At 28.8% G+C, this 20,419-nt stretch carries 21 protein-coding genes and 5 pseudogenes; 8 read left to right on the plus strand and 18 right to left on the minus strand.

Annotated elements, in window-relative coordinates:
* Nucleotides 1-42 precede the first annotated feature (42 nt).
* Nucleotides 43-282 (minus strand): hypothetical protein, encoded by a 240-nt coding sequence (locus ACVBFA_RS10420; protein ID WP_447158823.1) that lies wholly within the window; start codon nucleotides 280-282, stop codon nucleotides 43-45.
* A gap of 155 nt (nucleotides 283-437) precedes the next feature.
* Between ACVBFA_RS10420 and ACVBFA_RS10425 the strand changes: the two genes are divergently transcribed.
* The gene (locus tag ACVBFA_RS10425) at nucleotides 438-1,397 is read left to right on the plus strand and encodes a S41 family peptidase (protein ID WP_447158824.1); all 960 of its coding nucleotides are present in this window, start codon (nucleotides 438-440) and stop codon (nucleotides 1,395-1,397) included.
* Nucleotides 1,398-1,598: 201 nt separating this feature from the next.
* Here ACVBFA_RS10425 and ACVBFA_RS10430 read toward each other — a convergent pair whose 3' ends face one another.
* Nucleotides 1,599-1,955 (minus strand): hypothetical protein, encoded by a 357-nt coding sequence (locus ACVBFA_RS10430; protein WP_020365846.1) that lies wholly within the window; start codon nucleotides 1,953-1,955, stop codon nucleotides 1,599-1,601.
* 100 nt (nucleotides 1,956-2,055) lie between these two features.
* On the opposite strand from ACVBFA_RS10430, the gene ACVBFA_RS10435 reads away from it, so the two are divergent.
* On the plus strand, nucleotides 2,056-2,736 hold the full coding sequence (locus ACVBFA_RS10435; protein WP_447158825.1) for a hypothetical protein: 681 nt from the start codon (nucleotides 2,056-2,058) through the stop codon (nucleotides 2,734-2,736).
* Nucleotides 2,737-2,964: 228 nt separating this feature from the next.
* On the opposite strand, the gene ACVBFA_RS10440 is transcribed toward ACVBFA_RS10435, so the two are convergent.
* Together ACVBFA_RS10440 and ACVBFA_RS10445 are read right to left on the minus strand one after the other, a co-directional pair.
* Nucleotides 2,965-3,387 carry a hypothetical protein gene (locus tag ACVBFA_RS10440; RefSeq protein WP_447158826.1) on the minus strand — a complete coding sequence of 141 codons (423 nt, stop codon included), beginning with the start codon at nucleotides 3,385-3,387 and terminating at the stop codon, nucleotides 2,965-2,967.
* A gap of 22 nt (nucleotides 3,388-3,409) precedes the next feature.
* Nucleotides 3,410-3,598, minus strand: coding sequence for a hypothetical protein (locus ACVBFA_RS10445; RefSeq protein ID WP_447158827.1), 189 nt, complete (start codon nucleotides 3,596-3,598; stop codon nucleotides 3,410-3,412).
* A gap of 244 nt (nucleotides 3,599-3,842) precedes the next feature.
* Between ACVBFA_RS10445 and ACVBFA_RS10450 the strand changes: the two are divergent.
* The 3 genes and pseudogenes from ACVBFA_RS10450 to ACVBFA_RS10460 all read left to right on the plus strand — a co-directional run bounded on the left by ACVBFA_RS10450 (nucleotide 3,843) and on the right by ACVBFA_RS10460 (nucleotide 5,815).
* Nucleotides 3,843-3,942: pseudogene (locus ACVBFA_RS10450) on the plus strand (hypothetical protein).
* A gap of 421 nt (nucleotides 3,943-4,363) precedes the next feature.
* Nucleotides 4,364-4,509 (plus strand): annotated as a pseudogene (locus tag ACVBFA_RS10455) (CHAP domain-containing protein); the annotation flags it as partial.
* Nucleotides 4,510-4,579: 70 nt separating this feature from the next.
* On the plus strand, nucleotides 4,580-5,815 hold the full coding sequence (locus ACVBFA_RS10460) for an aminoacyltransferase (RefSeq protein WP_447158828.1): 1,236 nt from the start codon (nucleotides 4,580-4,582) through the stop codon (nucleotides 5,813-5,815).
* 54 nt (nucleotides 5,816-5,869) lie between these two features.
* Here ACVBFA_RS10460 and ACVBFA_RS10465 read toward each other — a convergent pair.
* From ACVBFA_RS10465 to ACVBFA_RS10520, 12 genes and pseudogenes are all read right to left on the minus strand, one after another.
* Nucleotides 5,870-6,531, minus strand: a pseudogene (locus ACVBFA_RS10465) (replication initiation protein); the annotation flags it as partial.
* 283 nt (nucleotides 6,532-6,814) lie between these two features.
* On the minus strand, nucleotides 6,815-7,114 hold the full coding sequence (locus ACVBFA_RS10470) for a hypothetical protein (protein ID WP_002457994.1): 300 nt from the start codon (nucleotides 7,112-7,114) through the stop codon (nucleotides 6,815-6,817).
* Between the two features lie 531 nt (nucleotides 7,115-7,645).
* A pseudogene (locus tag ACVBFA_RS10475) lies at nucleotides 7,646-7,864 on the minus strand (replication initiation factor domain-containing protein); the annotation flags it as partial.
* Nucleotides 7,865-8,111: 247 nt separating this feature from the next.
* Nucleotides 8,112-8,666, minus strand: a complete 555-nt coding sequence (locus tag ACVBFA_RS10480; protein WP_447158829.1) for a hypothetical protein — start codon at nucleotides 8,664-8,666, stop codon at nucleotides 8,112-8,114.
* 442 nt (nucleotides 8,667-9,108) lie between these two features.
* Entirely contained in the window at nucleotides 9,109-9,300 is a 192-nt protein-coding gene (locus tag ACVBFA_RS10485) for a hypothetical protein (RefSeq protein WP_447158830.1), read from the minus strand.
* Nucleotides 9,301-9,342: 42 nt separating this feature from the next.
* Nucleotides 9,343-9,798, minus strand: coding sequence for a DUF334 domain-containing protein (locus tag ACVBFA_RS10490; protein ID WP_447158831.1), 456 nt, complete (start codon nucleotides 9,796-9,798; stop codon nucleotides 9,343-9,345).
* On the minus strand, nucleotides 9,767-10,711 hold the full coding sequence (locus ACVBFA_RS10495) for a relaxase/mobilization nuclease domain-containing protein (RefSeq protein WP_447158832.1): 945 nt from the start codon (nucleotides 10,709-10,711) through the stop codon (nucleotides 9,767-9,769). Before ACVBFA_RS10495 ends, ACVBFA_RS10490 begins: the two co-directional genes overlap by 32 nt.
* A gap of 177 nt (nucleotides 10,712-10,888) precedes the next feature.
* Complete coding sequence (locus ACVBFA_RS10500) at nucleotides 10,889-11,272, minus strand: plasmid mobilization protein (protein ID WP_447158833.1); 384 nt, start codon at nucleotides 11,270-11,272, stop codon at nucleotides 10,889-10,891.
* Nucleotides 11,273-11,501: 229 nt separating this feature from the next.
* Nucleotides 11,502-12,881: an MFS transporter gene (locus tag ACVBFA_RS10505; RefSeq protein ID WP_447158834.1), complete on the minus strand. Its 1,380-nt coding sequence runs from the start codon at nucleotides 12,879-12,881 to the stop codon at nucleotides 11,502-11,504.
* Nucleotides 12,882-13,029: 148 nt separating this feature from the next.
* Nucleotides 13,030-14,037 (minus strand): tryptophan--tRNA ligase, encoded by a 1,008-nt coding sequence (gene trpS / locus ACVBFA_RS10510; RefSeq protein WP_447158835.1) that lies wholly within the window; start codon nucleotides 14,035-14,037, stop codon nucleotides 13,030-13,032.
* A 251-nt stretch (nucleotides 14,038-14,288) separates the two neighbouring features.
* Nucleotides 14,289-14,891 (minus strand): short chain dehydrogenase, encoded by a 603-nt coding sequence (locus tag ACVBFA_RS10515; protein WP_145356419.1) that lies wholly within the window; start codon nucleotides 14,889-14,891, stop codon nucleotides 14,289-14,291.
* Nucleotides 14,892-15,526: 635 nt separating this feature from the next.
* Nucleotides 15,527-15,670: a hypothetical protein gene (locus tag ACVBFA_RS10520; RefSeq protein ID WP_447158836.1), complete on the minus strand. Its 144-nt coding sequence runs from the start codon at nucleotides 15,668-15,670 to the stop codon at nucleotides 15,527-15,529.
* A 200-nt stretch (nucleotides 15,671-15,870) separates the two neighbouring features.
* Between ACVBFA_RS10520 and ACVBFA_RS10525 the strand changes: the two genes are divergently transcribed.
* Entirely contained in the window at nucleotides 15,871-16,173 is a 303-nt protein-coding gene (locus tag ACVBFA_RS10525) for a hypothetical protein (protein WP_002477838.1), read from the plus strand.
* 297 nt (nucleotides 16,174-16,470) lie between these two features.
* Here ACVBFA_RS10525 and lepB read toward each other — a convergent pair whose 3' ends face one another.
* Together lepB and ACVBFA_RS10535 are read right to left on the minus strand one after the other, a co-directional pair.
* On the minus strand, nucleotides 16,471-17,037 hold the full coding sequence (lepB, locus tag ACVBFA_RS10530) for a signal peptidase I (protein ID WP_002458029.1): 567 nt from the start codon (nucleotides 17,035-17,037) through the stop codon (nucleotides 16,471-16,473).
* A 16-nt stretch (nucleotides 17,038-17,053) separates the two neighbouring features.
* Nucleotides 17,054-17,422 (minus strand): annotated as a pseudogene (locus tag ACVBFA_RS10535) (RepB family plasmid replication initiator protein); the annotation flags it as partial.
* Nucleotides 17,423-18,191: 769 nt separating this feature from the next.
* Here ACVBFA_RS10535 and ACVBFA_RS10540 point away from each other — a divergent pair.
* Both ACVBFA_RS10540 and ACVBFA_RS10545 read left to right on the plus strand, forming a co-directional pair.
* Nucleotides 18,192-18,419 carry a GlsB/YeaQ/YmgE family stress response membrane protein gene (locus ACVBFA_RS10540; protein ID WP_126122270.1) on the plus strand — a complete coding sequence of 76 codons (228 nt, stop codon included), beginning with the start codon at nucleotides 18,192-18,194 and terminating at the stop codon, nucleotides 18,417-18,419.
* A gap of 1,805 nt (nucleotides 18,420-20,224) precedes the next feature.
* Nucleotides 20,225-20,419, plus strand: a 195-nt coding sequence (locus ACVBFA_RS10545) for an oleate hydratase (RefSeq protein WP_447158837.1), incomplete at its 3' end; no start/stop codon positions are given.

A 20,419-nucleotide genomic window follows, 5' to 3' on the forward strand; every position in this document is an offset into this window, starting at 1 on the left:
ATAGCCGTAGAACAAACCACCCGTTCATACGGGTGGTTTTGATTATTTTTTAAAAAATAACAAACAAAAAAGTTTATGGTAAGAATGGAAGGAAAAGAAGGCATTAATTTCCTCTTTTTTTGTTGTACCGATAATTAACAATACAAAAAATAGAAAACCTAATAAATAAAAAACTTTTTCTCCTAAAGGATTTCCAATAATATTTTCATTCAATCCTATAATTGAACAAATTATAAAAATAACAATAATAATGGCTAAATAAATCTTATTTTTTAATAACATAAAATCCCCCTTTTTATTACAGTAAGTAGCTTTTGATTTATTTAATTAACTTTTTATTTGAGATTTCACACTTACAATATCGAAAGACTATAAATTATATTTAAATGATATATTAATAATAAATTTAATATATAAATGAAAGTGAGACTTACATAATGAAAAATAAAAAATTTTTTTGGTTTAGTAGTTCTTCAATAGTAGTTACTTTAGTATTAATTTTTATTGCGATTTTGAAAATAGGGCCACTATTTAATTTTTATATAATTCCACCTTCACCTCACAATTATACAAAATTGGCACTTAGCCGTATGGAAGAACAAGGGCTATATGCAAAAGGAAAAAAGTGGGAAAATACTAAAGCATATGTATTGAAAAAAACTAAAAATGCTAAGGAATATAATGATACTTATCAATATTTAGAACAAGCGTTAGTAGTGGCTGGAAGAAAGCATTCTTATTTAGAAACTAATGATAATAAAAAAAATAATACTAATAATAAAGTAAAATATCCAAGTATAACTAAAAAAAGCAATATACTAACTATTAAAATGCCAAGTTTTTCTGGTAATGACATTGAGTCAAAACATTACGCAAATATAATAAATCAAGCGTTACAAAAAGAAAAATATAAAGGTGTAATCATTGATCTTAGAAATAATGTTGGAGGAGATATGGGACCTATGATTGCTGGGTTATCTTCGCTTCTTGAAGATGGGAAATTACTCACTTATATCGATAAGGATAATAATAAAACAAGTGTAAATTTAAATGGAAGTGAAACTGAAAATGGTGGGACGCCAGTTAAGCTATCTAAAACTTCTAAAGTAAAACAAAAATTTATTGCTATATTAATTAATAAAAACACTGCAAGTTCAGGAGAAATTACAGCCTTATCATTTAAGGATAAGAAAAATGTTAAGTATTTTGGGTCAAATTCAGCTGGATATACATCGGCTAATACATCAATTGATTTATATGATGGAAGTATAATGAATCTGACCACACACAAACTTAAAGACCAAACAGGAAAAATATATATAAATAATTCGATTATCCCTAATGTTAAGACCAATAAACCTGAGAAATCTGCGTTAGAGTGGATCACTAGTTCTTAATTTATAGAGTCATAGTTAATTTTAAGTTCAATGCATTGAATGTAACAGATATGAGTATAATCAAAAACAAAAGTTTTTTATCACATAATACAACATTATGGTATAGACGTTAAAAATGAATAACCTATACAAAAGCACTACCTATAATGCATGTTATGGCAACAAAAGAGAACTCAATAATGAGTTCCCTTTTGTTATTTATTATTCTAATTCTATTGTTTTAACCTCAGGCACTTCTGGGATAAAAGCATGCTTAATTTTTATATAAAGTTTCGCAGGTTTATCATTTAGATTCACTTGGTAATATCCGATGCCCTCACTTCCTTGATTATCTGATCGTAATTTAATTGATACTTTTTTAGAGTTTCTTAAAATTTGATAAGTTTTATTATTATCTGTTATATCATGTAATTTTTTTGTATCGTGATTTTTTATATAACTATTGATTTGTTTTTCGCTAGAATAGCAAGCCCATTTATCAAAAAAGAAAAAATTCATAAAAATATAACAAATAATTATAATCATGATTATGCCAATGATATAAAATGATTTTTTCATAAAAAACACCTCATCATCAAAAATTTTTTATAATTTATGATAACTTAAAAATATATAGATTTTCTACATAAAATAATTAAGTTTCAAGGAGATGTAAAAATTGAGAAATATCATTAAATTAATGTTAGCAGGTATTTTAGTCTTAGGGACTGGTATGGCTAGTTTAGAATCAAATCATGCTCATGCTGAAGAAAATCATGATAATCCTCCACAAAATGTTAAATTAGTTGGTACTTATAATGCGTCTCCAGTTGATTCTCAAACAATGCAACAATTTAAAAACATAGAAAAAGAAGATAATAATTTTCATGTAATTCAAAAAAACAATCAAATCATTGTAGAAGACGTATTACCTAATCCAGACAATAAAAAAGTGAATAAGACTGCAAACAGAAGTGCTAAAATGGATACAAAAGTAATTGATTTTTCAGACTTTGTTGGTAGTATGGATGGAAAAGATGGTACATCTTTTTATAGTGCGTCATATAAGGGACAAAAAGATGGGCAAAAAGTGAAAAAAGGGACACACGTCCATTGTAATAGATTTAACTGGACTAAATCGGATCATAGATATTGGTCTAAGAAACATCCTAAAGCTTATGTAGATTTTTATAAGAGTGATTGTTGGTATCATGCAAAAGCTTATAAATGTTCTTCAATAGGTAAAATGACAAAATGTGATGGGTTGAATGTTAAGAAAAAAGGGGTTAAAGATTGTTCTTCATGGAAAGGGAAACCTAAACATAAAAATTGGCCAAAGACAGCATGGTATAGAAACTAGTAAATGAATAATATATACAAACTAACTACCTATAATCAGTAATTATGTCAACGCAACACAAAGGGACAAACGCTGAAATGACGGCGTTTGTCCCTTTGTGTTTGGATTATCGATTATTCATCTTTTATACATACCCTTAATCACACGTTTTCATGCATTTTCATTAAATGACATTTTGTATCTTTATTCAGTTCTCAAGCGTCTAAAAAATAGATGATTTAATCCCGTCTATTTTTTAGATGTTGATTGTTTTACTCGCTGTTTCGTAACGAATATTAATATCGCAATTAAAATAGCTAAACCTATGAGACTGAAAAGAAAATCAATGAACGGTATAAAACGAGCAATGTATATCAAGAATGAAGCTATAATCATATAGATAATGCCACCTATAAATGGGAATAAAAGAGAAGCATAGCTTTTGAATATATTTGCGACGTCTTTATCTGTCATTTTATTAAAAAATAAGAGCGAAATAGGAAGTAATAATAAGGTCATTTCAAACAATAAGTCTGAATTTAAATGGATTGCGAATCCATAGCCTTTGAAGTAGTTTCTAAATGCGATACATAGCATGATGATTAATACCGAAAAATCAAATTCTCTACTACCACTTTCGTCTAACTCGAATAAATGTCTTTTAACTTTCATAGAAATCCTTCGTTTTGAATGATTATTTCAATTTCTTTTTCAATTTTTCTAAGCCTTTAAGCTGGTTTTCTAAGATGTGAAGTTGTTTATAAAAGTGATTATATGATTGTGTTGTTTTCATTGAATTCCTTTTATTACTCGTTTGACGTGACAATTCTTTGATTTGTTGTTCTTTTTCAGCAATACGTTGATTCACTGTTTTAAGATCCATAATAACCTCCTTGTCATTAATTATATAAAAAATGAATACAAATAACTAATGATAAATATTTTATTATTATACATTTTAACACTAAAAAGTATAATAATGTTATTTGTATGCAGCACTTGAAAAGTTATATATTTAAACACAACTTTAAAAAACTTACTTACATCTATATAATAATCAATGTAAGCAAGTTGGATTGATGGTGGCTAATCTCATGAAAATGGGGTGATGCCTATGGTTTTGGTTTTTGCTCCTAGAAAGGACTAGCATTGTCTGATTATGAAATGCTGATGATCGTATTAACAATCATTGGTTTAGTATTAATTAGTAATAACCAAAAAAAATAACCATCCAACTTTAGCGGGTTAATGGTTATTTCTTTAAAAATTTAACTCAAGCTACCGTCTTTTTAACGGGCTTACAGAGCACAAGTGATACTAACACTTGTGCTTTCTTATTTCAATTACAGTATATACTGTTTGATGCTATTTGTAAAAGAAATTCAGTGAGTATTTAGTTAAGCCATTTTTATAAACGGAGGGAGAAGGATTTGAACCAACACGAGCAAAAAACTCCTACCAACCACAAAGGGATAGCCTCTTAAACCAGAATTGAGTACCCCTCCATAATAATATGTAATTTGAATATTATTTTAATTTAATATAATATTAGAAAAAAGGTCTGAAGTCAAGTAGCAGAAATTGATAAATATCCAAGACCAATCAAAAAATAACAGCTGGACCTATTCTTCAAACTTATAAAGGATGTGGTGGTTATGGCCATGTCGCTTTTGTTGAAAAAGTAAATAAAAATGGAGTATAAAGATTTCAGAATACAATTACAATGTACGTTTAGGTTATGGCACTCGTACTTTAACTAAGAAAAAAGCTACGCAATACAATTATATTTATTAATTAGAACTTCAGACCCTAAATCCTGGAGCCCAACTCCAGGATTTACATTTTAAATGAAAAAGGTGGAAAAATGAAATTTGTTACATTAACAGAACAAGAATATCAATTATTTATAGAAAAACATGTTGTACATTACACGCAATCTATTGAACATTATAACTATAGACAAAAACATAAAAAAGATGTCCATTTGGTAGGCGTTAAAGACAATGAAGAAGTTATAGCTGCGTGTTTACTATCTGAAGCACAAGTTTTAAAAATATTTAAATATTTTTATTCTCACAGAGGTCCAGTATTAGATTTTAATAATGAAAAATTAGTTGAATGCTTTTTTACTGGGTTAACTCGATATTTAAAACGACATAAAGGATTATTTGTTTTAGTTGATCCTTATATATTAGAAAATAATAGAGATGCAGATGGACGTATATTGAAGTCATATGATAATTCCAATTTAATCAATCAACTCAACCATTTAGGCTATCAATATCAAGGTCATAGTATAGGCTATTCCGATACAAGTCAAATACGCTGGTTATCTGTTTTAGACTTGAAAGGTAAAAACGAAAAAGATGTTTTAAATGAAATGGATTACCAAACTAGAAGAAATATTAAAAAGACATACGAGATGGGTGTAGAGGTTAAAACACTAGACATTTCACAGACAGACCAATTCTTTGAATTGTTCCGAATGGCAGAAGAAAAGCATGGCTTTAAATTTAGAGAGAAAGATTATTTTGAAGAAATGCAAAACATCTATAATAATAATTCTGCTTTGAAATTAGCGTATATAGATTTAAAAAAATACTTAAACCAGTTAAATAACAAAGAGTTAGTGCTTAATGAACAAATAGAGGAAATTAAAGTAAAGCTAAAAGATAACCCGAATTCAAAAAAGAATAAAAATAAGTACCAAGAATTAAATAAACAATTAACAAGTAACCAAAAACATATTACAGAAACTGAAAATTTAATCAAAAGTGACGGAGATGTACTTCATTTAGCATCGGCATATTATATATGGAATAAAGATGAGGTTTATTATTTATCAAGTGGATCTAACCCTAAATATAACCAATTTATGGGAGCATATCGATTACAATGGGATATGATAAAGTTTGCATTAAATAATAATATACCGAGATATAATTTTTATGGAATTACTGGAGATTTTAGTGAAAATGCTGAAGATTATGGTGTGCAGCAATTTAAAAAAGGGTTTAACGTCCATGTCGAAGAATACATTGGAGATTTCATCAAACCTCTACGCCCTATTTTTTACAAAGTATATAAGTTACGTAAATAACACAATAAAATTAGGATGTTTCTATATAGGAACATCCTAATTTTATTGTGTTATTTATTCTTCCCAATCCAATTTAAGCTGCTTTAAAAATTCTTCTTTATCTTTTTCTAATTGGGGATCAAAATCGCTTTGGAGTTGTTGTCCATACGTTCGTTCTTCTAACCATTTTGGCGTTTTCTCACGACTAATATATTGTCTCGATTTACCTATATTCGCTATTTGTGGCTGTTGTTTACTGTGAATGCTTTTCTCAGCATCAAAGGTAAACTCTAACCACTCAATTTTACGACCTTTTTTCGTTTTAATTTTATTAATATGAAAATTTTTAAATATCGTAGATAATTCTTTTATGATTGGATTTAGAACAAATTGATTAATATTAGACATTCTATAAGAATTTGGAATATCTAGACGTTCTCTAAAATCTTCAATTTTAATTTTCATATAACCAGTGTGTTTGTATTGTTTAAGTATTCTAAACATCTTTCAGATATATCAATTTCATATTTATAAAACAGAACGAATTTTTTTATTTTCGTTTCTGTTCTAATAGTATATCGAATATCTAACATTTTATCGTAAACTCTTTGTAAGTCATCTACAAATCTGTTTATATTACGTGTTTCTGGACTATAATTACTTAATTCTTTCAGTTCATCAAAAGACAAATGTAATGTATTAGTGTCTTGCTCTTTTAATTTATTACATGTGGCAAAACTATGCCTTTAACATCTTTCGTCCCCCTTTATTGTACCTGGTAAATTACTTGGATGTAATATAACTGGTGTATTTACAGAAGCCATAGATTTTTTACCTGCACCAAAATAATAAGATTGCCATACTAATTTAGAACAATACTCATATTTTTTACTTTTTATATTTCATTTATTTTATAAGGGATATATTTTTTCCAAAATTCTTCATAGCATAATTAGCTGCCTTATTCCCAATTTTTTGATGAAGGTCTATAAACTTTAATCCATTTCCCTTTTTTGGCCTTTAAGATTCATATAAAGTATTCTTTTTCCATGTTGTAAAAGATTGAGCTCTTGTTTTATGACCTTTTGCTGGAGCCTTAACTATTTTTCCATTTCCATCATCAGAAATATTACCAGGATTATCAATTTCTTCTTTTTCTTGTTGTTTAGCATAATATTTATCTTCTGCTTTAAACTGATTCCACTGTTCTTTAGAAATTGATGAATCTATAATACCCTGATCGATTAATTCTTCGTATGATTCACCTCTAATATTAGCTGACGAATAATCCTCTTTAGCATTTTCAACATTTCCATTCATTGAAATTAAAAATATTAATATTGTAATAAATGAAACACATAAACAAGTTATTTTTTCATATTATCCTCCTTTTAAGTTAAAATTTAAGCACAACCTAATACATTTTTCATTAAATAATTTTTTTAAAATAATGTCGTAGGACAAAATGAACAAAATAAATAAAAAGGATAAACTTTTAATTATTTCAATTATACTATTTGTTGTTTTAATTATTATTGGGATTATAGTTGGTAAAAGTATTCATCAAAATAATGTCGAAAAAGAAAAAAAGAAGACTATAAAATCATTAATAAAAAAATATAAAATCCAAGAAAGAAACATACAATTCAAAAATGGGACAACCTGAAATACAAATCATATACAAAGACAAACCAAAAGTAACCTATGAATATACAATTATTAATGAAAATGAAGTATTAGGGGCAACAACAAATAATAGCGATAACGAATTAAACAAAAGCGATAAGAAATATGAAATAAAATAATAAAAACTCCCCAAATATCTGGGAAGATTTTATTAAATTCGAATCAATCCCAAAGTCGAATTTGTGGTTCAACACTCATAAATTCTGATAGTTTTTGAGCATTGTCACGACTAAGATTTCCAACAATTGTCATAGCGTCAAAACTTAATTTTGGTTGGGGGGGGGCAAAAATCGGTACACTTAACCGGCTATTAGAGTAGCCGGTTTTAAATAAGTTATTCAAATCTTTATTTTGTAAGTAATCCGAAACATTTTCTTTAGCCATAAAAAAATCGACTCCTTTTTTCAAGAAGTCGTCCACCTAAACGTCAAATGTATATGTTGAAGTATAATCAAATATCGTTTAATATCTAATTATACAAAATTAACAAATAGCATAGTTAAGTATATTTGGATTTGTCGTTCCACAAACTTTGGTCGGGGAGTGGGCGACTTCTTTTTTATTTTGTTATTAATATAACACTATCAAAAAGCTTGGTCTATTAAGACCAAGCCATCTTTTTATCTATACACTATTGTGGCTTAACACTTTTGACCACTGGAGTAGGTGATAAAAGCACATGAATTTTAACACCATTTTCAGAAATATTATCACTAATCGCACCAGAAACTAAAGGTGCTACCAAAGCTCCATATGGTCCTCCACCCATGAGTGCAATAATTAAGCCTGTTTCACCAGCTGCAACACGACTTGCCCATTTATTAGATAAATAAATAGTTGAAGTACCATCTTTATGCACAACATATTTATTTGTACCACCTTTTGCTCGGTTTTGTAACATGCTCTCTAATTCAGGATCTTTTTTTATTTGTCCTTTATCTCTTAATTCACGATAAACCTGACTATCTGAAGCAGTGTATTCTTCATCACCATTATCTTTTATCTCTTTATTCCAATATTTAGTATCTGGTCTAGGAATGTCCTTAAAGTTTTTTGATGCATTTTCACTCTGAGCATTTGAATTATTAGCTTGATTAGTTTCTGCTTTAGCTCCATCTGTTAGAAATGGCGAAGATATACCTGTAAGTAATAAAGCCCCTGCTACTGATAATGCTACTTTTTTCATTTTAAAAACCTCCTTTAAAAGATACTTTTAGAATATAACAAATAAAATATTAAAGAAAGCAATATAAAAAAACTAATTATTAATAAACTATACTTTTTCCAAATTAAATTGAATATAACCAAAATAATAGATGCAAATATATATATACATACACTAGTAGTTACAAAATCAAATAAAAGAAATATAAAGCCAACGATTACCAAAAAATATATAAATCTATAAATAAAATTCCGTGATTTAAAATAATCATAATTCATAAATAATCTCCTAAACTTACTATGCATTATTCCAATTCCTCTATTTGCCGACGATTCTGCGCTCCTTAATAATCCTAAAGCTGTCCATCGGTCGATTTAATAGCTAACGCTATTGACCGCTGGCGCTTTGAGTCTAATTAAGGGCTCTCATCGACAAATAGATTTTCTCGGCATAAATGCGTGCTCTACTTCTTGTTTTTATTTTTCTTTAATACAAAAGTGAGTGGCATCATAAATACTGAAAAAATCAATGCAGAAACCAAATTTGTATATAACTTAAGTTCAATTGGGAACATGAATTGCATTACTAAATCAAATAATGATTTCAAAACAAAAAGCGAAACCAAATAATATAAGAAATATAAAACAACTTTCAAAATTAGGCCTCCTTTTCCATCAAAACTTTATCACATTCCTTTTTAATCATGTAACCGTGCTCTAATCCACTCATATAAGCCGATAAACAACCCTATCGCAAATATATAAGGTAAACCATATGCGATATACCAAACAAATGTCATAAAGCCTTCAGACGCTTTGATTTTGCTTGCTATGGCTTTTTGTAATATATCTACATGTAAGAAACTCATAAAGTCACTGCCTATGGTCATAATTAAAGCAAATAGCATAAAGACTAACAGCATTGATCCAATCGCTGTAAATAATTGTTTTTGTCTCTTCTGATAATGCTCATGTGATGCTCTCACTTCACGTAACATTTCTTCATTTTCATCTTGCACTTTACGAATCTCTTGTCGTAGTTCTGCTTGAATATCTTTTGTATTGACTTTGTTTAAATTATCTTGAAGTAATCTTACGAAATCATTATGTGTTTTTATGCTATTATCTCGAAAGTCCTCCGTCGTCTCTTTCAATTTTGATGTTATGGCTTCTTGTTCTTTCTCTCTCGTTTTCTGACTCTCTTGTATCTCTTCCAAATAATTTACGATTAGCTTGTTTTGTCTTTTGAGCTCGTTCAATTCTTCGTTGTTTAAGTTGCTCTGTGTGTCGCTCGATGGCGTCCCAGTCGACATTGATTCTGTCTGCATAGTCGGGTTCTCTTTGTTGTTCTTGATGTCTTTCATGCTCATCATCAATCGCCCCTTTTTCATAATCTGAACCTAGCGTTCGTCCACGCACCCATTTATTTGCATTTTCAGGCTTGTATGAGATTGTTTCGCCACGAAGCTTAACTTTTACCCCTTTTGCTTCTAAATGCTCTGAAAACGTCTCTAAATTGCTTGTATGTATTTTTGCATTTTCAATCAATTCACGTAATTCATCTTTCCAAGAGTATTCTTCTCTATCAAAGACAATCCCTTTTTCTGCCTGAGTGTAGCGAATTTGTGCTTGTCTGTTTGGAATTGATAGATGATGTGAAACACATATATCATCATTTGCTTTTTTAACGAATTCACGTTGTTTTTTATTACTCTGATATTTTCGACCTGTCTCAAGGTCAATTGAATTAATGACAATATGATTGTGTACATGGTCTGTATCTGCATGTGTATAAACGGCAACTTGATGATTCGGTGCTATTTTTTCTGCAAGTTCTAAGCCGAGTTGATTACATTGTTCTGGCGTGACTTCACCAGGTTTAAAAGACTGAATAATCGTATGCGCTTGAATCCCATCTTCTTTACCATACAAGGCTCTTGTTTGTTTAAAAGCTGATTTCGCATAATCTACATCACAATTCAAGCCACTTTTTTCTACTGCTCGTTTCTCTGCGTAATTGATTGCCCGACTTGCCGATTTTGTATTACCTAATTTAGTTGTTGCCATTTGTATCACCCTTTCTTTGTTTAGGGATAAAATAATCAATCAAAAGGCCACCAAAAGCACAAAATAAGAAACAGATGGTGATAAACCACCATTGCTTTAGGAATGAAAAATTAAAAAATAAAATCAAGATCATTAAAGATATAACAGTTAAAATCCAAATACCAAACAGCCATCTTCTTAATTTATTTTGTTCCATATCTCATCTAGCCTTTCACGTAATTCGCTGATATTACGCTCTAATGCTTCATAGTTCGGCGCTTCATGTTGATGTTGGTTGCAATATTTGGCAATCTGATTCGCATTTGCGCCCAACATACTCAAATCTTTCGCTACCGATTGTCGCGTTGCTTTATCCAATTTGGGTGCGACCAATCGGGCGCCTTGTGCCTTTTTCTTAACGAAAGCAGGCACACTCATATTTAAAGTTTCAGCTGATTGTTGTAACTTTAAATATTCGGATTCGCTCACACGAAAACTAATTTGTTTTGGCGCCTTACGGTTGGGTTTACGGTTTCGCCCAACAGTTTCGTCGCTAGCCACAAATGTGTTTTGTTCGCTCATTCAATCCTACCACGCTTTCTTACATGTTAATTTATAGGATAAAGTAACATTCATCAAGTCGCTAAGTGGTTTGGGCAAATATTGGATTTGCTAGCCACTAACGTGGTAGCGTCGCCTGCTTGTTGGGGATACTCCCCAACCCCCTTATGGTTTTTTCTGACGAAAAAATAGTGGCTAATTGATAGCCACTATTAATAAAGAAAAAGAAGTATTATTTGTTATAAATATATTAATTAGGTTCATATTTAGTCTTTAATATTTTTAATAAAAAAGGTAATAATGCTAAAAAGAGTGTTATTGATGCAAATAACCATGCATGACTTGACCCTTCTATGAGTTTATCTGAATTTGATGAATTACTGATAAATAATGAAGTAACTGCTGTATAAAAAGCAATACCTATATTTTGAACCATTCTTTGTGTAGCTCCAGCAGTACCTTGCATATCTTGAGATACAGTTCCCATTATTGCTGAAGTATTAGACGGTAGGAAAAAACCTCCTCCTATACCATATATTAGTAATAATAAGCTTATTGTCACTGGATTTAATATATATTGTAATAATCCTAGGCTTGTATATGCCACAATCATAATAATTAGTCCTGTAGTCATTAATACAATATTGCCAATGCGAGAAATTAATTTACCAGATATTTTTGAAGTAAGTACTAATCCTAAAGGAGAAGTAAGGTTAACTAATCCTATTTGCCAAGATGAAAGATGATTAATCTTTTCTAAAATATATGGAGGAATTATAAAACCTAAAGATGTTGTACCTCCAAATACAAATATTGCAAATATTGGAGATGAAAATGATACATTCTTGAATAAACGTAAATCGATGATAGGATGATTTGTTTTTAACTCCCATATAATAAATAGGCAAAAAGAAACAATAAAGATTAGGAAATTGCCATATACTGATATATTAAAAATTGAGTGATAAGACCAAGATGTTAAACTTATTAATAAACAAAAGATAGATAGAAATAATAATGAATTTCCACGTATATCTAAATGGATAGACGTACTTTTTTGCTCTTTAATATATTTTTTTAAAATCATACAACCTATTAATCCTATAAATATAAAGGGAATATTAATCCAAAAAATCCATCTCCAATTATCTACAGATATTAAAAGGCCTCCAATACTTGGTCCTAAAACAGGACCTATTCCTAATAGAATACTTAAAGTTCCTAATGCTGGTCCTTGTCTATTTTTAGGAATAGTTGTAGTAATGATAGCCGTAGCAGTTCCTTGTAACATTGCTGCACCTATACCTTGTAGACCACGAAACATGATTAACTGCATAATATTATTTGAAAATCCACATAAAATAGAAGCGATTAAAAAAATAGTTAATCCGAAACTATATATATTTAAACGATTATATTTATCGCTTAGTCTCCCAAATATTATAATTGTGCCTGTTAATAATAAAGTATATAGTGTGACACTCCAAGTAATAAAAGAAGTATCAACATTAAAAGATTTTGATAAAGTAGGTAATGCAACATTGATAATTCCGCTATCAAGGGTGGATAAAAACATTCCTATTCCTGCTGTAAAAACAACTAAATGATCGAAATATTTAGAAGAATTCATCTATCATACCTCCTCATTTAACTAATTTAAGTTCAGTGAATAAGTAAGTGAATTGACTATTAAAAAATTAATAGTATGTATAATCTTGCTACCTATAATTGCAATATATCAACAAAAAAGATACTCAAAGTATGAGTACCTCTAAAATTTAAAAATAATTAATTCCCATAGCATCTCTGACTTCGTGAAGAGTTTGAGATGCTATTAATCGAGCTTGATTGCTTCCATCTTTTAATATTTCATATATATAATCTAAATTATTTTGATATTGACTTCTTCTATTTCTAATAGGTTCTAATTCTGCTTGTATGATTTCATTTAAGTATTTTTTAACTTTAACGTCACCTAAACCACCGGCTTTATAATGCTCTTTCATTTCTGCTAAGTACTTTTTATCTTTACAAAAAGCATCTAAGTAAGTGAATACTGTATTATCTTCTATTCGACCAGGATCAGTAACTCGAATGTGATTAGGGTCAGTATACATAGACATTACTTTTTGTCTAATAATATCCGGAGAATCAGATAAATAAATGGCATTATTTAAAGATTTACTCATTTTAGCTTTTCCATCTATCCCCGGAAGTCTACCCATTCCTTTTTCGGGTAATAAAGCTTTAGCTCTTTTTAAAACATTTTGCTTATACGTATTATTAAAGGTTTTAACAATTTCATTTGTCTGTTCAATCATTGGTATCTGATCTTCACCTACAGGGACAATGGATGCTTTAAAAGCAGTTATGTCGGCTGCCTGACTAATTGGATAAATAAAGAATCCTGTTGGGACACTATCACCAAAATTTTTTTCTTTCATTTCATTTTTGACTGTTGGATTTCTTTTTAATCGTGAAATAGAAACAAGATTTAAATAATGCATGGTTAATTCACTTAATTCGGGAATTTGAGATTGAACAAAAATATTAGATTTTATTGGATCTATGCCTACAGATAAATAATCTAATATGACTTCTATTAAGCTATTTTGAATTTTTTTAGGGTTTTTAGCATTATCAGTTAATGCTTGTTGGTCAGCTATCATAATAAAGTTGTTAAATTGGTCTTGTATTTTAACTCTTTTCTTTAGGGACCCGATATAATGCCCAATATGAAGTTTACCAGTGGGTCTGTCTCCTGTAAGTAAATTTTCTTTTTTCATTTTCATCGCTCCTTCATATTTTCATATAAAATTATGAATTAGATATAAATCATATAGTCTTGTAATTTTTAATACTATTCTAACTTTAAACCTTAATTTAAATAAAGAAAGTCAATGAATAAACTATACAAACTAACTACCTATAATAGTTAATTATGTTAATTAAAGGAAAAAGACCCAAACACCGTCATATCAGCGTCTGGGTCTTTTAAAAATGAAAATTGAATATAAGATAATGAGATACTAAAACATTAATAAACTTTATACGTTTGTCCAGTTTGAGCGCCTTCAACACTTTTAATAAATGCATTTGCTACTTTATCAACTGGAACAGCTGTAAATCCTTTGAAGAATTCTCCATACTTATCTAAAGCTTGTTCAACGACATTAGGACTTACATTGTTAATTCTTAAACCATTTTTTAATTCTACAGCTGCTGATGTAACAAATCCTGAGACACCGCCATTTGCCATAGCTGCTGAAGAACCTAATAAAATAGGATCATCCATCATAATTCCGGAAGTTAAAGTAAAGCTACCATTTTTATTTAAATAGTGTTGGCCTATTAAAACAAGATTTATCTGTCCTAATAATTTACTTTTTATGGCTACATTATTTTCTTCTAAACTCATATCTGATAGGGATTTGAAAGTTGCTCCTCCCGTGGCACTGACAACAGCATCTATATCTTTAATATCTTTATACATTTGTTCAATTTCTGTTGGAGAGGTAATATCTAATTGATAATCACCAGATTTACTGCCAACTTCAATAACTTCATGATTATTTTCTTTAAGTTTCTTAGATACACTTTTACCTATTGTGCCAGTAGCACCAATAACTACTATTTTCATTGTAATCCTCCTAATAAATACTGTTATTTTTGTAAATTTTTTAGCCAAAATAAATATATTCGAAAGTTTACTATTAACACTTACATACTTAATGTAACATATACATTTATGAATTTATTCTGTAAAACATAGTATATTCAAGTAATGTTAATATTAAATAAGCTTATACATAGAATATACAAATTAGCTACCCATAATCTTTTATTATGTCAACGCAACACAAAGGGACAAACGCCGTCATTTCAGCGTTTGTCCCTTCGTGTTTGGATTATCGATTATTCAACTTTTATACATACCCTTAAACACACGTTTTTATGCATTTTCATTAAATGAAATTTTGTATCTTTATTCAAAAACGGAGAATCTATTAAAATCAGATTCTGTTATACTAAAAAAGCACTTCCCGTGAAGAAAGGAGGTGCCACATCTAATGATTGTCGTTCTGTTTGTTGTGAAATATATCGTATGTCCAATTATTGTTGGACGTGTTCTTTATTTATTAAATCAAGAACAACGATAAAAAAGAAACCCCAGCATATGCTTTGGTCGGCATGCTGGGGTTTTCACATCCAATGATGTGTCTGTCTGTTTGTTATTTTTAGTATATCTTGTAACTCCTTCATCTGTAAACTCTTTTACAAATTTTCATTTTTTTTACTAACTACTATTCCTATAGCTAGCCCCATTAATGTTCCTACAGGAAATCCAAATATAAAACTAAAAAATACTGCAAATCCGCCTATATATAGTACTGGATGTATATTATATTTATTACTCATAACTTTTTATGTCTCCTTAGTCATGTTTTTTAATTGATACGATAAATCCTATTATTAATGGAAATAAGAGTAAAATATATATGTAGTTCATTGGAATTATTCCTTTCATTTTTCTTCTATTGTTGATAAGAATACTTTATTATACATACTTAAATAAGTTATGATAGTGAATAACAATAAGATAATAGGAAGTGTTAAATATGTTTAAAAAGTTTTTTGAATTTAGTGTTATGATATTTTTGATTAATGTACTTTTAATAGCATTTAAAGATATATTTTTAGATGGAGAAAAAACAACAACGATGAATAATGTTTTATTAGTTCTAACAGTACTCTCTACTATTTTTATAATTTTAACAACATATTCTTATATTGCTAATAGAAATAAAGAAGAGACAAAAAATTATAAAGGCCTATATTTTACTGTTCTAATTACTCTCCCATTTGTATGGTTAATAGTAGGATATACAATAACATCTCCTCTTCCATACATATTAAAGTAACCTTTTGCGCTATTTGTGTATTTATTCGATATTTTTCAAGAGATATGAAATGCTTACAGTGTAAAATAACAAATAAGGAAGGTGTTAAAATGAATTTACCAAATCCTTGGGTGTTAGGTGCGAAAATTGGTAATAAGATTCACCTACAAACTAGTTGTCCAGATAGTAACGATGGTCATAATTGTATAGCTCAATAGTTTTTAAATTCTCTATATATTTTTACTAATCAATTAGGAAATTCCTCATGATTTATTACAGGGAACGTGTTTCTCAACGACAAATATAGTTTCTAATCATTCAATGTTTGAAATTATATTGCATATCACTAAAAGGCCAAAATCTTAAAATAACTTTACCTACTATTCGCTTTTTAGATACTAATCCTACCTCGGAACTTCGACTATCAACACTATTAGCTCTATTATCGCCGAGAACTAAGTATTTATCTTTAGGTATAGTTATTTTGTGTTTAGACCCTTCAATATCTGATACTTTGAAGTTTTCCGTTAAACTATCACCAGAATCATTTGTTTTTTTATTATATGTAAGATAGGATTCTTTAATATATTTCTTATTTATATATAATTTGTCATTTTTATATTCAATTTGATCTCCTGGCTTACCAATTAATCGTTTTATAAAATCATTATTTTTATTTTTATGAAATATAATGACATCTCCAGAATTTAAATGGTTAAGTGATTTTGATATTTTGCTTACTATTACTCTGTCTTTATTATTAAATGTTGGATACATTGATAAACCTGACACAGTATAAGTTTTTATTAAAAATGTATTTACTAATGCTAATAATAATACTGCTACTATTATAGCTATTACCCATTCCTGTATTTCTTTTTTCATTACATAGTGTCCTTTCTTATTTTTCTCCCCATTTTAATTCAAGGTAACGTTTAAAGTCTTTGAGATCTTTTTCTAATTGTGTATCTTTTTTTAGCGACAAAGAACGTTCATTTTTTAGCCATTTGGGTATTTTTTCACGATTTATATATTGACGTGAGTTACCTATAGCCATTTGTGGTTGTCGTTTATTATGTATACGTTTCTCAGCGTCAAAGGTAAACTCTAACCATTCAATTTTACGTCCTTTTTTATATTTGATTTTATTAATATTTAAATTGTTGAAAATAAAGCTTAGTTCATTAATTATAGGGGTTAAAACTTTTTGGTTAATATGTGTCATTTCTTTTAATTCAAATTTAGTGAAATTATTAGTTAATGAATTAATAGCACAAAGGAACACCTATATTGTAAAAGGTTTCCTTTAGCATTTCAAAATTCTTATCGCTATAAGGATCAAATAGTACCTAAAAAGAGTTTGAAAAGTTCAGGGATTAAGCCCATCACAAATTCAAAAGATAAAGTTGTAAAATGTAATATTGTCATTATCAAAGTTAATAAACAAGCTAGTGAAATAACAGTTTGAGTTTTAGCCCCGTCTTAATTACCATTTTTATATTCTCTCAAAACAAAATAAGCTTTGATAGTTTATAAATGTCTACTTTTTTGTTATTATATGTATATAAAGATTAAGACTCCTATAGCTTTGCAAACATTAAATTTAATATTTTCTATGTAATTTTCAAGATTGTGAGAGCACAGTTTAGATATAACAATATCAAACTAGCTTTTACAATTTTCTTTTTGTTGCGTTATTCCAATTGCTAAAGATTTACTAACAATACTTTAAAACCACTTGCTAAAAGGCACTGAACCCTTAAAACGGGAACTTAATAAAAACACCATGTTCTAGGCTATTAATTCTCTGTATTTTACAGGGGATAAGTAGCCTAGTTTTTGTTGATTTCGATATCGTTGAAGGTCAACGTGGGGAATAAGCAAAAATGTCGTAGCGATGTAGGTTAAATTTCAAAGCATTTAATCCATTGTGATTAAGTGCTTTTTTTCACGTATCAATTTAAAATTTTCCTGTTTTAATACATACGCACAAGATACAAAAAAGAAAAATTAACAACAATCAAAAGGAGAATAAACTTATAGGATTTATTATTATTATTATTGTCGGTGGCTTAATCGGTTGGTTAGCTGGTGCTATACTTAGTAAAGATGTGCCATTCGGTATCATTGGAAATATCGTGGCAGGACTTATTGGTTCTGCAATCGGAAGTAAGCTTTTAGGTGAATGGGGGCCTATTTTAGGTGGCGTTCCTATTTTACCGGCACTTATTGGATCAATTATCTTAATATTATTTTTAGTGTTATAAGTATTACAGAGACTTTACTTATTTAGGTTTACATATCTTCTCATCGAAGTATTCAAATACCATGGTTTAAATTAATTCATAAATAGATATGTGTAAACGTTTTAAAGTATCTCATTAAATCACTGTTTTCAATATGTTCAAAAATTTCAATATATGTTATATTAATAATAGATAGAAAAGATAAACCTTATTTATTATAGTCAGAACTTAATACCAATCACAGCTCCTTTCAAGGTAGAATCAATGATTCTACCTTTTCTCTATATCTATTGACAGATAAGACAAAAAATCCTACATATAAGCGATATAATATAAAAATATAGAAAAGGATTAATATATTAGGGTATGCTCATGCTAAACGTTCTCTATTTGTTCTGATTCATGGGTTTTCGTATCTTATTAAATATGTTTTTTTAGTATTTTACTCAATATATGTTCTTTTAATTATCACATGCTAACTAGCTTCAATAACGAGCTAGCACTTTTTATTTAATTTTCAACAAATTAAATGTTTGGTTTTTAAAAAATAAGGGGATTAAGTAAATAGGCTTATTAAGCCTTGTATACTGTCTCTTGTCTTTATATACTAAGTTGTTACTTTTCTATAGTAATAACTTAAACTCAATCCATTAAACTCAGAATTCTAACGTTATCTAGTAAATTAATCTAGATAACGTTTTTTAATTTAATTATCTATCGTTGATTGAAAAGTTGTCTAAAGTCAGTGCTACTAACATGATAAATAAAAAGAACGAACACTCATTTGTTAATAGCATTCGTTCTTTTTGTTTGGATTATAGGTTATTCTGTAAATAATCCTCAATTATATATTTAAGCTTCTTAAATGATTTATTTTCAATTAATATCTATGCATGTTAAAAATTATTTTCGTAGGGTGATACCATTAGTATAATCATAGAATCCTTTACCAACATCTACACCTAATTCATTGTTCGTTACTTTTTCTTTTAAAATGGCTACAATTTTTTGTCTATTGAGTTTTGAGTTCCTTTATATGAATTTAAGGCAGTATTTAAACCAACTATATTAACAAGAATGGCAAAAACCTTTTTTAGATTGGATAGCAATCATCCAAAACTTATCAATCATTTTAAAGTCAGTTATACCTGCTGCTAATAAAGGTTGTGCTGTGTTAATAAAGGAACTAATAACGTATTGAGAATATAACATGTCTGTTCTTTTTAATTGGTAAAACAGTATGGTTAATATCACGAGCAAACGCCAATATCTTATTAAAATATTGTTCTGTTGTTTGATGTGCCACCATTACTTCATCAGTATTATTAACCACACATTATTTGCAAAATATAACACAGTAAATTTTTAGAAAGCCCAATGTATGTTTCAAAATCAATAGGCCTTAATGCTGATGAATTAGTTACACATATGTTTTTTCTGGCATCACTTGTGCTAATTGCTTATAGAACTTTTCTTTCACTTCTATTTTCTATATACGTTCTTTAGCTTGTTTTAAGGCATTTTCATTAATATCGTACAAGCTAATATTAAATTATCCAGCAGCAATTTGACTTCCTTTTGTTCCTCACCAACAATCATGATTTTTTAACTCCTTATTAACCCACCTTAATTAATCTTATAACATTATAATATACTCTTTTATTTACAAATTATAATTATATAGGCTAAAAAAACAAAAAATTACAAAATAAAATCAAAATGATAAATTGTATTATTTTTTGAAATTTAATTACAACAAGCGTATACTGAAAGTGTAAGGAGTTGGAATATTAAGAAAATTCGCTTATTAATAGGGTGGTGTTTTTATGTATTATACTAATAGCAATTATGAAGCTTTTTCACGTCCGAAAAAACCTGAAAATGTTGATAAAAAATCAGCATATTTAATTGGATCAGGTTTAGCTTCACTAGCAGCAGTGTGTTTTTTAATTCGTGACGGTCAAATGAAAGGTAAAAACATCCATATTTTAGAAGAATTAGACATCTCAGGGGGAAGTTTA

This window comes from Staphylococcus sp. MSU001, from assembly GCF_052976705.1.